This window comes from Cytobacillus citreus, assembly GCF_018343665.1.
In the GTDB taxonomy this organism is placed as follows: Bacteria; Bacillota; Bacilli; order Bacillales; family Cytobacillaceae; genus Cytobacillus; species Cytobacillus citreus.
Genome location: NZ_JAGYPM010000003.1, coordinates 980068 through 991870, shown reverse-complemented (window position 1 = coordinate 991870; position 11803 = coordinate 980068). Strand labels below are relative to the sequence as shown.

The window sequence follows — 11803 nt, the reverse complement described above, 5'->3', positions numbered from 1 at the left end:
TGAGCGTGATTGGTTCAACTAACCATCAGTGGGGATGAAAAAAACCCCCACTGATGGAAGTTTCACTTTATTCTTTATTGCTTTTTTCTGGTACAGGGTCAAACCCTCCTGGGTGAAAAGGATGGCATTTTAAAATTCTTTTAATAGCGAGCCATCCTCCTTTAATGGCTCCAAATCGTTTGACGGCTTCAAGCCCGTAATGTGAACATGTCGGATAAAAACGGCAAGTAGGCGGTTTAAGTGGAGAAATCACAATTTGATAAAAGCGAATGAAGGCAATCAAAGCTTTTTTTAGCATTTCATCATTCCGTTCTTAGTATCATGTATTATTGATAAAAAGATAGCATATTATTGAAAAATAGTCGAAAGAGAAATGTTTTGTTTAAATACAATAAATTTGATGAATATACTCGGAATATAAGTTACAATGGAAGAAATAGCTAAGGAGTGATGAAGATGCCTTCAGTTGAAAGCTTTGATTTAGATCATAATGAAGTTAAGGCACCATATGTTAGACATTGTGGAATTCATAAAGTTGGATCAGATGGAGTGGTCAATAAATTTGATATTCGTTTTTGCCAGCCTAATAAACAAGCAATGAAGCCTGATGCTATTCACACATTGGAACATCTTCTGGCATTTAATATTCGTAAGCATTCTGAGAAATATGACCACTTTGATATTATTGATATTTCCCCAATGGGTTGTCAAACAGGTTTTTATTTAGTTGTAAGTGGCGAGCCGTCAGTAGAGGAAATCATTGATTTACTTCATGATACAATTAAAGATGCAGTGGAAATTACTGAAATTCCTGCTGCCAATGAAAAACAATGTGGGCAAGCGAAGCTCCATGATCTAGATGGCGCCAAGAGGCTATTGCGTTTCTGGCTAGAACAATCAAAAGAAGACTTAAAGCAAGTATTTGCATAAAAATACGCTAACCGGACTGTATCATTTCAGTCCGGTTTTATTATTTTTAGAGAAGAATATTAAGAAGTTCTTTTCTCATTATTAAATTCTTCTTTATTCTGATTATCGTGTGAATGATCTATTGGATCCACAGAATGTTTATATGCATAAGCTTTAGATGTTGTCGTCACAGCTAGCACAATAACAATAGCGACTATAATTACTGAGATGGCTAAAACGATTAACATTAACATGCCTACTCCCCCCTTCTCACTATTAGTTTACCATGAAAATGGATGTATGGAGATGTGATTTTATCGCAGATTAACAGGCAGTAACACCCCCACTTCAAGGATTCGCGTATGCAAAGAAGAGTAAGTGGGGAAAACTGCCCGTAAATGCCCATAAAATGAACACAGACTAAAAGCGCCACATCGTGTGGCAACGTCTGCGTGACCCACTTCCTGTGGGCCGCAACTAACCATCAGTGGGGGATGAAGGCCGACTAAGAACGCCACGTCCTGTGGCAACGTCGGCACTTGCACGTCCTGTGCGCCGAAAAATCCCCACTGATGGAAGTTTCACTTTATTGCTGGCTCTAACTTAAGCAATTCTGTTAAAACAACGAAGAAATAACATACATATTTTGTTTAAGGTAAATCTATAAGGGTAGTATAAAAATGGGAGGATGATCAGATGAATGATAAATTAATTCAAGTGGTGAATAAGCAGGTAGCCAATTGGACGGTCCTTTATGTTAAGCTTCATAACTTCCATTGGTACATTAAAGGACGTCATTTTTTTACACTTCATGAGAAGTTTGAAGAGCTCTACAATGAGGCTAATCAGCATATCGATGAATTAGCTGAGAGAATCCTTGCTCTCAACGGCAATCCTATAGCGACAATGAAAGAATGCCTTGAGAAAGCATCCATTAATGAGGCATCCGGAAATGAGAAGGAAGAAGAAATGGTTAAAGCCCTTTGTGAAGATTTTGAAAGAATGACGGACGAGCTTCAAGAAGGAATTGAACTGGCTGAGGAAGTGAATGACGAGGGAACCGGTGATATGCTTATCGCTGTAAAGAAAAGCTTAAAGAAGCATATTTGGATGTTAAAAGCGTATTTAGGATAGAGAAGAGAAAGGCTTGTCATTTTAATCAGACAAGCCTTTCATTACTTTTGCATACTAAAGGAGAGATGAAATTTCGAGAAGCTTTCAGATTTAAAGAGCGCATAAGATAATAAATTTTTTTAAAGTTTGAGAAATGTCTAGCTCCACAGGGAAGGCTTCGACAGCATATCAATCGCAGGAACAATCTGAACTATGCTTAATCTGAAAGCGCTTGCGCTTTTCCAAGATATGTAACAAGAAATATTTAATGTATATTTCGGTGTGTTGTATTGGGATTATGCTGCCTTCTGAAATCCTCATTTGCAAACTTTCCTTTTAAACCCTCAATCAAATAAAGACCCATTAGATCATAAAGCTCTTGGTTATCTAAATCGTGAATAATCTTTAATAAATCCTCTCTCTTCATTTCTTCTAAAAATGCAAAGGCAAGCATATCGATATCTTCCTCATCTCCAGTAAGCTTATGACGATAAAGCTCGTATAGTTCATCAATGATTTTCAATATATTCACCTCCAACTCATATTTTTTTATATTTTATACTTATTGAATCCCCTTCATGATAAGAAATATTCGCTGTTTGCAAAATTAGCTTTAATATATTTTTATTTTATGGAGTTTCTTAATAATGATTAAATAAATACATAATTTTTAATCGTGTTATGGGATACCCTAAATAATGAAAAATGCGCAAGGAGCTTATTTTAGACGACAAAAAGGGGATGAAATGATGAGTGAAAATAAGAAAGCATATTATATTAAGGTTGAAACCGGGGAAATCTCACAAAGTGAAACAGATTCAGCGTGGGACTTTAAAATCGAAGCAACAGATGACGAGGTCATTGAGCTTCGTGATTATTTCAATCAAAATTATTCTACAGAGTGGATGAACTTCTTCAGAGCACATATTCCATTTATCGAATACCACAATGATAAAGATAATGATGCCTATGATTCAACCATAAGGAAAGTGTACGAAATGATATATCAGCTTGGGGATCAAGAAGCAAGAAGGCATATCCAAAGCATGGGGATATTAGATGATACAGAATGAAGAAATCGGCTTATTCGCCGATTTCTCCCAAACTAATCTTAATAAGCAGTTATTACATTTCCATTTCTACCGCTGAATCGATGATTTCTTGAGGAACGGTAATTTTATCAACTTTATTATGATCTGAATATTGACCGTTCACTTTTTGCTTCATTACCATAGTTTGACCTTCAGCTGTCATTTCCATCTCCATATTTACATTTACAGCATCTGGATAAAATGTTTCTTTATTAATTAAGAATTCATAATTAACCTTATTAATTTTCATATTTTTTAACACTTCATTTAACGCTTCTTCATCTCCTGCCAATTCTGGCGGAAGTGCTTTTGTGGCCATTTCTTTAATAAACTCGCTAAATTTTTCGCCTGATGCATTCAATTTAAGTATATAATTTTTTGAATCTTGTTCAAACGTAAAATCATCTGCAAACTTTTGTAGTTTTTGTAGTTCTTCACCAGGATTTGCTTGTTGCTGACCAGACATTTGTAAGAATGCATCTGTCATATCTTGTGTAAACTTCATCCATTGCTGCCCAGTAGGTTCATAGAAGAACATTCCGTCTTCAGAAAAATAACTCTCTGTTTCGTAGGATTCTCCATCCAATTTCATATTCATTTTTTGATGAAATGCCATCGGTTCAGTAACAACTTTCATATCAATAACTGATTGTGTTTTCATATTTAATTCTTCTTGATCAGAGCTCATATCCTGTTCCATGTCCATTTTTACAGAAAAACTTTTCAGATTGCTAGAAGCTTCAGTAGATTTCTTAAATACTTCTTCTAATGTTAATTCTGATTGTTTTTCAGTTTTTCCGTCATTTTTTGCTGGTTCATTAACAGGCTGGGCTGTTTGATTACATGCCGCTAACATAAAAATAAGAAAAAAGCCTGTTAAAATCGATAATGTTTTTTTCAAAATCTGACACTCCCTTATGTTTATTCACCTATTATATACGGAAAAATTAGGTGGTGGTTTCAAAAATATGAAAATTCATACTTTATTCACAAAAAAATCCATATAAAACATGAGATTAGTAACAAGGATTCATAGTAGGTTAATGAGTAATAAGATCTTGATTACAATACTTGAAAGAGGATAAACTGCCCCTCAAGGCAAGACGGACTGGACAAGTAAGGCTTCAATAGCATTAACATCAGTACTAGCACGTCCTTTACTTCGGAAAACCCCGCTGATGGAAGATTCACTTTATACAAGTTATAATTGAAATATATTTCCATAGTTGAAAAGAGGGATAATATGGAATCTTTTAAAGATGCAATTGGAGGAACGGTCCGGCTCTCTTATAAACCCGGTTCTTTCGATACACCTCCTAAACATGTTCTTGTCATATGTAAATTAAGAGGTAAATGGCTGCTTACAAACCATTCAAAAAGGGGATTGGAATTCCCAGGGGGAAAGGTTGAGATAGGTGAATCTTTAGAGGAAGCTGCTAGAAGAGAAGTGATGGAAGAAACCGGTGCCACTATTTCAAAATTACAATTCATTGGTGAATATGAAGTTACCCAAGATGGTACGACATTTGTAAAAGCAATTTTTTATGGAATCATTGATGAAATGGTGAAGAAGGATCATTATTTTGAGACTTCAGGACCCGTTTTCGTTGAAGGAGATATATTAAAATTAAGATGGGATTCTCAGTACAGTTTTATCATGAAGGATAAGGTCATTGAAAAAAGTGTAAGCAAAATAATGGCAGAAAATTAGAAAACGGCATTTTTTCATGCCGTTTCAGGCTGTTGACAAACGCTCGCTTTCTTCGTTACTCACCTTCCTGCGGTGCTCATTACCCATCCATGGTAACTCGCTCCTCGTAAGGCTTCGTGTCTCGAAAGACAAGCGTTTTCAATCAGCCTGAAATAGTATTAAATTATACTTTGTCTACACACTGAAACGGTATTTTTTTATACGTTTTATTATGATCCGTGCTTTATTAATTTTTTCTCAAGGAGTTCAACAAGCTGATACATAACGGTTGCAAAGATGGCAATGACAAGAAGTGACAGCATCACTAGTGTGAAATTAAACACTTGGAAGCCGTAAATGATCATATATCCAAGCCCCTTTGATGAAACGAGGAATTCACCGACAATGACTCCAACCCAAGACAGTCCGACATTGACTTTTAGTGTAGAAATAATGACTGGGAAGGAAGCTGGTAATATCGCTTCTTTAAAAATTTGCAGCCGTTTCGCTCCAAAGGTTTGTAACACTTTTATATAATTTGGATCGACTTCTTTGAAGGAAGTATACACGACAATGGTTGTAATAATGATGGAAATGATGGCACCCATCGCGACAATCGAAGTGAAGTTAGGACCTAGCGCAACGATTAATATTGGTCCAAGTGCAACCTTTGGCATGGAGTTAAGAACGACTAAATAAGGATCCAATATCTTTGAAACAAAAGGAGACCACCATAGGATTGCAGCAAGCAATGTTCCTAAAATGGTGCCGAGAATAAAGCCAAAAACTGTTTCTGATAATGTAAATCCTAAATCAATAAATAATGTACCATCCTGAATTTTTGTTAAAAGCATTGTCCAAACCTTGGAAGGAGAACTAAAGATAAGTGGATCGATCCATTGCTTCTGGCTTGCGAGCTCCCAGGCAAATACAAAGACAAGTAAGATTATGAGCTGGTAGAAACGGACCCATCTTTTTTCACGTTTCAACGAATGGAGATATTTTTGATGAAGGAGGTCAATATTTGTTCGCGGGCTCAAGGGACTCCAGCTCCTTCCAAACAGTTTGAAAAATATCCGAATAGGCTTTATGGCTTCGTACATTAAATGGTGTTTCTTCCCGTAATTCTTTCGGTATGATAAAGGTTTTATGAAGCTTTCCTGGGCTTGCAGAGAACAGGAATATGCGGTCGCTCATTGCAATGGCCTCACCAATATCATGTGTAACGAGAATAGCCGTTTTCTTAAAGGATTTTAACGTATTGGATACGAGATCCTCGAGTTTTAATTTTGTTTGATAATCTAATGCGGAAAATGGTTCATCAAGCATTAGCAGCTTTGGCTCAGTTGTTAAGGTTCTTACGAGGGCAACCCTCTGTCTCATTCCTCCGGAGAGCTGCTTTGGAAATTGTGACTCAACTCCTTTTAGCCCCATTTGTTTTAGTAAAGTTAGTGCGTACGCTTTTTTAGTAGAATCAAGCTGATTGCTAATTTTAAGACCAAGTAAAATATTCTCCTCGATTGTCTTCCATGGGAAAAGGTAATCCTGTTGAAGCATATAGCCAATGCTCTGTCCTGTTGGTTCTACTTTTTTTCCTTCTAGGGTTACAGTACCTTCTGTTGGCTGAATAAGGCCGGCAATAATGGAAAGAAGGGTTGTTTTTCCGCATCCGCTTGGGCCAAGGAAGGAAACAAATTCTCCTTCCTCGACTGTAAGCGAGACATCGGTGAGGGCAGTTGTGGCTGAGTTTTTAGTAAAATAGGTATGATGAATTCCTTGAATGTTTAAGAAATCCATAGAAGCCCTCCTCTTAAAAGTTTTAGTCATGACACTAGCGAATAGGTGAAAATTCAAAGCTACTAAGGTTCCGTGATATCTATTGGGAGGTTCGATTATCGCAGATAAACGATCAGTGGTGGATGTGGGAATCCCCCACTTAATAAAGTTGCACTTTATTTTTTCATGACACTTTCAGCAATATCTGTGTTGACAAGAGTTTTATAATCAACACGCTTAGGAAGTTCTCCGGCTTCCTCCATAATGTCTTGAAGATTATCCCATTCTTCATTATCTAGGATTGGATCTGTTGCAAAGGATCCTTGGCTTTTATAGCGATCCACAACCGTTTCAATAAGATCGAGCTCTGTATTTTCGAAGAATCCTTTAATGACCTCTGCCGTTTCTTTGGCGCTGTGGGAATCGACCCATTGCTGCGCTTTATAAATTGCTTTTGCGAATTTTTCCACGGTATCTTTATTTTCTTTTATAAAGCTCTGCTTTGTCATAAAGGTAGTATATGGAATATGCCCAGATTCTGTGCCAAAGGAAGCCACGATATATCCTTTGCCTTCTTTCTCAAAAACGCTTGCAATTGGTTCGAAAAGCTGAACAAATTCACCTGTACCTGAAGCAAAGGCCGGAGCGATATTGGCAAAATCAACATTTTGAATCAGATTTAAATCTTTATGAGGGTCAATTCCATGTTTTTTTAGTACAAATTCACCGGCCATTTGCGGCATTCCGCCTTTACGTTGACCAAGGAAGGTTTTTCCTTTGAGTTGATCCCATGTGAAATTTTCAATTTTGGTGCGTGAAACAAGGAAAGTTCCGTCCGTTTGCGTTAGCTGGGCGAAGTTAAACATAATACAGGGTAAAATATAAAAAGGAGTTAATTCAATTTATAATTGAGGGTGATAGGCATGTTTCGACCAACAGCTCTTTTAATTGTCAAACATTCAAATATACTTTGAAGCAATTCTTTTTGTTCGAATGGATCTGCTTCGTTATATACGAAATGTATATCCTTTATCCTTGAAAGCTTTTTGTATTTTTCTTCTGGAGATTCTTCTTCTATTTCTGCCTCTAAGAGTATGTTTTTTAGCTCTTCTTCCTGATCATTCAATTCATTAATTTTACTGTATAAAGTTTCTTTTGGTATTGGATTTCTTTCATCTAAGAATAGACTATACCATTTTTCCTTCTGCTGATTAATTACTTCAAGTTTCTTTTTTACTTCTTTAACATTGATAGCTTGAGGTTGATAATTCTTATCGATTTGTTTCAAAAAATAATCTTTTGATGTAATCAATTTTTCAATCTCATCTAGAAGTAGATCAGTGATTTTTTTCCCATCAGTAGATCGATTACAATTAAAGCAGCGATAATATGTTTTATTATCTCTCTTATCAAACAGGCCTGACATAGGTTTATTACAATGACCGCATTCGAGTATCCCTGTTAACGGAAACTTTCCTTTTCTAGCTAAATTTTTATGGTTACTTTTAATTTTTTGTTGCGCTTTTGCAAATAAGGAATTAGATACTACTGCAGGATGGTTGTTATAAACAACTTTTTCGCCCCATCTATAAACCCCTATATAAATATCATTTCTCAACATTCCATAAACAGTATTGTGATTCCATTCATTTGCAATTCGAGGTTTAATTTTCAATTCGTTTAACCTATCGGATATTTTTCTATATCCAAAACCATCAACATACCAATCAAAAATCTTTTTAACCCATTTTGCCTCTTCCTCAATGATTTCACATTCAAAGTTTTTCTCGAATTTATAGCCATAAGGAGAGTGCCCCCCTGGTCGCTTTCCCTCTTCAATCATTTGATGGATGCCAAACTTAACTCGTTCAGCGAGATTCTCACGTTCCCACTGTGCAAGGGAAGCAACAAGTGTAATAAACAATTTCCCTAATGCTGTTGTGGTATCATATTGTTCTGTAGATGATCTAAATTTAACATCGTATTTCTCGAAGTATTCAAGTAATTCGTATAGATCAGATACAGATCTAGTAAGACGATCCAATTTGTGTACTAACACTAAATCAAATTTACGCTTTTTTATATCACTCATCATCTTTTTCATTTTGGGCCGGTCAAGGTCTTTGGCTGATTTTCCTTCTTCTTTGTATTCTTCAACAATTTCCCAACTTTGACTTTTGCAGAAAGCGCGCAAACTCTCTATTTGTGCTGGAATAGAGAATCCTTCTTTGGCCTGTTCTTGAGTTGATACTCGCACATAAATAGCAACTTTCAATGCATTCACCAACCTTATAAAATTGGGAGAGCCGTCGCCCTCCCCTTTGATGATTAAACATCTAGCTAGAAATTTAATACTACTTTTTTTAACTTTCCAATAATTTGAATGTTTTTTGAGCCATCAACAATGATTGGTTCGTATTTTGGGTTTTCACTTTGGAGGATAAGCGTGTTTCCACTTTTGAATACTCTTTTTAAAACTGCTTCTCCGTCGATCTGAACAGCGGCAATTTCACCGTTCTCAACTTCTTCCTGTTCTCTAATAAGAAGCAGATCACCTTCGCTTATCCTTGCATTAATCATACTGTCGCCTTTAGCTCTTAGGTAAAAGAATCTCCCACCATTCAACCAAGATTTTGGCGTTTCTTCATATCCTTCAATATCTTGAAATGCAAGAGAGCCATTACCGCAACTAATCGAACCAACTATAGGTATAGAAGTGAAATTTGGGATTTCATAAAGCTGAGCTTCTTCTTTCAAAATATCTGTTCTTTTAAAGCTTGGATCAATATCGTATTTTGGAACATTAAAAGCCTCTGATAATTTTTCTACATTTCCAGGGTTGATAAGCGTTTTACAGTTTATGTAGTCTGAAAGTGTACTTTTGGATATACCAGAAACATCGCTTAACTTTAACTGTGTCCAGCCTCTTTCTTTCATCAGTCGTTTTATGTTATCCGAAATTTCTCTTTTAAGTGGTAAGTCTCTGTCTATCATGCTTTTCACCTCCTTTTTATATCTTTATTATATCCGAAAAAATACGGAATGTAAATAATGCGTCCGAAAATAGTCGAATTTATTTTGCTGATTTAAGTATATTTAAGTAATGAAAGGGAAGAATAAATATTTTGTTTCCGAGAAAATTCGGTTGACATTCCGAATTAATTCGGATATCCTATAACCAAGCAAGATAAACAGGAGGTGATCAAAGATGAAAATAACACTTAAAGCAGCTAGAGTAAACGCTGGTTTGAAGTTAATTGAAGCCGCAGAACAGTTTGGTATTAATAAAGATACACTTTCTAAGTATGAAAGAGATTCATCCAATGTACCTCGTTCTTTTTTTATTAATATCGAGGCCATTTATAAAATTCCGGTTGAAAATATTTTTTTTGGACCACAATCCGATTTTTTTCGGAAATTAAAAACAGCATAAGGGAGGATTCAGATGAGTAGGGCAGTCCTAGCGCCCACCGATCATATACATTCCTTAAAGGAGATGGTGGGCGTGGATAAGGTTGTAAACGTTGGTGATCGTAAAAAGCCATCGAATGGAGCGATTGACAAGTTTATTGAAATTTATCTTGAAATTGTCAAAAGAAAGGAGACCAGCCATAAATGAAAAAAATCTCAAAAGTTGATGCTTATGCAGGTATGAGTGCAATTGATCAAATGGTTATGGACCAAGAAGTGCAAGCAGTTTTTGAATCTGATCAACGCAATGGCAGAAAAATGACAGACCAATTTTTCTTAGATAAAGACGGTTTTCTATTTTTAGAAATGTATTGGGACGGTGTACTTGTTCAAACATTATGCTTCGGAAAACCCAAAATGAAAATTGTACCAAATGACTACTGCAACGAGTGTAGGAGAAATACTCACTTAATTGTCACTGGTGAAGATGAACAATCAATTTTTGCAACATGTCCACATTGTGATGCTAAGTTTGATCTGATTAATGATGGGGCTAGGACTAAAGAGGTTGCTGAACATAAACCAATCTCAGAGCGTATTGCATTTTATACAAAAAAGGTTGCAGAAAGGTTTTCGGTACACCCAGCTAAAGATATGCCACGAAAATACACTTTCCGTCATGAGCGCTTAATGGCTTACAAAAAGCGTATGCACGAATTGTTTGCCGATCAAGGTTATTAAGCCCTAAGGGCTTCCTCTTTTACTCACTTTGCAAAATTTGATGAACGAATTTAGTTCTAAAAAATTGAAAGGGGTTCCTTTATGTGTAGGAATTACTTACAAAAAAAAGACTCATGCTTGCGACACGAGTCTTAAGAAAAATATCTTAAATAAATTTTACCATTTTTAAAGAAGGTGGACAAGCAGTGTTGTATTCAGTCGACTTTTCTGTTCGTGTTAACAACATTTTTTCAACGATTCACACAGCATTCATTCCAGCAATTAGCGTATCAGAGTGTATGCATCTAGCTGAGGAAATGAAAGCTAATCTAACAGAAAATAATAAACAACAGATTTATATTTTTATTGCTGCTTAGTTAAATGAAAAATGGATTGCGTCAAAATGACGTACACCTAAAAAGGAGTGAGAATGATAGAAATTCAAGTAATTGAACGAGAAGGAATGAGAGTTCTCACAACAACTCAGTTAGCACAATCATTTAACGTTGATTCGAAAATAATAAATAGAAACTATCAACGTAATCGAGAACGGTATGAACAGGGAAAGCATTTCTTTTCACTTGCTGGTGAACAGTTGAAGGAATTTAAAGCATTACGTCAAAATGACGTTAGCCTTAAATTTGCATCGATACTCTATCTATGGACTGAAAAAGGAGCATGGATGCTGGCGAAGTCGTTAAATAACGACAAGGCGTGGCAAGCATACGAATTGCTTGTTGACAGTTATTTTAATATCACAAAAAGACTTAACTCTCCAGATGAACTTTTGAAGGTCCAAGGTGAAAAGATAGTTGCTTTAGAATCAAAACTTTATGAATGCGAAAAGAAGGTGTTGGCAATAGAGCAGAATATGTTTGAGCAAATTACCTTGCAATCTGGTGAACAAAGACGTTTACAGAGAGCTGTTGCCGAAAGAGTATACACGCTTGAAAAAAATAAGGACAAACACAGTGAACTTTATAGAGGAATTTATAGCTCACTGAAAAGACAATTTAAGGTTAAGTCATATCGAGATGTGAAAAGGCATGAGTTGCAGACAGCTATTCGATTTGTTGAGCATTGGAATGGATAA

General features: G+C 36.0%; 17 protein-coding genes and 1 pseudogene. 9 read left to right on the top strand and 9 right to left on the bottom strand.

Going from position 1 to position 11803, the window contains the following annotated elements; genetic code table 11:
• Positions 1–67: 67 nt before the first annotated feature.
• A complete protein-coding gene (gene yidD, locus KHA94_RS16515) occupies positions 68–298 on the bottom strand; it encodes a membrane protein insertion efficiency factor YidD (protein WP_213103200.1) in 231 nt (76 codons plus the stop codon).
• A gap of 158 nt (positions 299–456) precedes the next feature.
• Here yidD and KHA94_RS16510 point away from each other — a divergent pair, with 158 nt between their 5' ends.
• A complete protein-coding gene (locus KHA94_RS16510; RefSeq protein WP_213103199.1) occupies positions 457–930 on the top strand; it encodes an S-ribosylhomocysteine lyase in 474 nt (157 codons plus the stop codon).
• A 59-nt stretch (positions 931–989) separates the two neighbouring features.
• Here KHA94_RS16510 and ytzI read toward each other — a convergent pair whose 3' ends face one another.
• Positions 990–1163, bottom strand: coding sequence for a YtzI protein (gene ytzI / locus KHA94_RS16505; RefSeq protein ID WP_338030790.1), 174 nt, complete (start codon positions 1161–1163; stop codon positions 990–992).
• Positions 1164–1605: 442 nt separating this feature from the next.
• Here ytzI and KHA94_RS16500 point away from each other — a divergent pair, with 442 nt between their 5' ends.
• Entirely contained in the window at positions 1606–2043 is a 438-nt protein-coding gene (locus KHA94_RS16500) for a Dps family protein (RefSeq protein WP_213103198.1), read from the top strand.
• A 244-nt stretch (positions 2044–2287) separates the two neighbouring features.
• On the opposite strand, the gene KHA94_RS16495 is transcribed toward KHA94_RS16500, so the two are convergent.
• Positions 2288–2545 carry a DUF6154 family protein gene (locus KHA94_RS16495; RefSeq protein WP_213103197.1) on the bottom strand — a complete coding sequence of 86 codons (258 nt, stop codon included), beginning with the start codon at positions 2543–2545 and terminating at the stop codon, positions 2288–2290.
• Between the two features lie 175 nt (positions 2546–2720).
• Here KHA94_RS16495 and KHA94_RS16490 point away from each other — a divergent pair, with 175 nt between their 5' ends.
• Positions 2721–3095 (top strand): hydrolase, encoded by a 375-nt coding sequence (locus KHA94_RS16490; RefSeq protein ID WP_420828166.1) that lies wholly within the window; start codon positions 2721–2723, stop codon positions 3093–3095.
• Between the two features lie 52 nt (positions 3096–3147).
• Here KHA94_RS16490 and KHA94_RS16485 read toward each other — a convergent pair whose 3' ends face one another.
• Positions 3148–4014 carry a DUF6612 family protein gene (locus tag KHA94_RS16485; RefSeq protein ID WP_213103196.1) on the bottom strand — a complete coding sequence of 289 codons (867 nt, stop codon included), beginning with the start codon at positions 4012–4014 and terminating at the stop codon, positions 3148–3150.
• A 342-nt stretch (positions 4015–4356) separates the two neighbouring features.
• Here KHA94_RS16485 and ytkD point away from each other — a divergent pair, with 342 nt between their 5' ends.
• Positions 4357–4824 (top strand): RNA deprotection pyrophosphohydrolase, encoded by a 468-nt coding sequence (ytkD, locus tag KHA94_RS16480; RefSeq protein WP_213103195.1) that lies wholly within the window; start codon positions 4357–4359, stop codon positions 4822–4824.
• 209 nt (positions 4825–5033) lie between these two features.
• Here the strand turns inward: ytkD and KHA94_RS16475 are convergent, their stop codons facing one another.
• From KHA94_RS16475 to KHA94_RS16455, 5 genes and pseudogenes are all read right to left on the bottom strand, one after another.
• On the bottom strand, positions 5034–5843 hold the full coding sequence (locus tag KHA94_RS16475; RefSeq protein ID WP_249365519.1) for an ABC transporter permease: 810 nt from the start codon (positions 5841–5843) through the stop codon (positions 5034–5036).
• Positions 5821–6600 carry an ABC transporter ATP-binding protein gene (locus tag KHA94_RS16470; RefSeq protein ID WP_213103193.1) on the bottom strand — a complete coding sequence of 260 codons (780 nt, stop codon included), beginning with the start codon at positions 6598–6600 and terminating at the stop codon, positions 5821–5823. The genes KHA94_RS16475 and KHA94_RS16470 overlap by 23 nt, the downstream gene beginning before the upstream one ends.
• Positions 6601–6755: 155 nt before the next feature.
• Positions 6756–7445, bottom strand: a pseudogene (locus KHA94_RS16465) (ABC transporter substrate-binding protein); the annotation flags it as partial.
• Positions 7446–7471: 26 nt separating this feature from the next.
• Positions 7472–8863, bottom strand: a complete 1392-nt coding sequence (locus KHA94_RS16460; RefSeq protein WP_420828165.1) for a recombinase family protein — start codon at positions 8861–8863, stop codon at positions 7472–7474.
• Between the two features lie 56 nt (positions 8864–8919).
• A complete protein-coding gene (locus KHA94_RS16455; protein WP_213103191.1) occupies positions 8920–9573 on the bottom strand; it encodes a LexA family protein in 654 nt (217 codons plus the stop codon).
• A 214-nt stretch (positions 9574–9787) separates the two neighbouring features.
• On the opposite strand from KHA94_RS16455, the gene KHA94_RS16450 reads away from it, so the two are divergent.
• From KHA94_RS16450 to KHA94_RS16430, 5 genes are all read left to right on the top strand, one after another.
• Positions 9788–10012 carry a helix-turn-helix domain-containing protein gene (locus KHA94_RS16450; RefSeq protein WP_213103190.1) on the top strand — a complete coding sequence of 75 codons (225 nt, stop codon included), beginning with the start codon at positions 9788–9790 and terminating at the stop codon, positions 10010–10012.
• A 12-nt stretch (positions 10013–10024) separates the two neighbouring features.
• Entirely contained in the window at positions 10025–10198 is a 174-nt protein-coding gene (locus KHA94_RS16445; RefSeq protein ID WP_213103284.1) for a hypothetical protein, read from the top strand.
• The gene (locus tag KHA94_RS16440) at positions 10195–10731 is read left to right on the top strand and encodes a hypothetical protein (RefSeq protein ID WP_213103189.1); all 537 of its coding nucleotides are present in this window, start codon (positions 10195–10197) and stop codon (positions 10729–10731) included. The genes KHA94_RS16445 and KHA94_RS16440 overlap by 4 nt, the downstream gene beginning before the upstream one ends.
• 185 nt (positions 10732–10916) lie before the next feature.
• Positions 10917–11087: a hypothetical protein gene (locus KHA94_RS16435; RefSeq protein WP_213103188.1), complete on the top strand. Its 171-nt coding sequence runs from the start codon at positions 10917–10919 to the stop codon at positions 11085–11087.
• Between the two features lie 53 nt (positions 11088–11140).
• On the top strand, positions 11141–11803 hold the full coding sequence (locus tag KHA94_RS16430) for an ORF6N domain-containing protein (protein ID WP_213103187.1): 663 nt from the start codon (positions 11141–11143) through the stop codon (positions 11801–11803).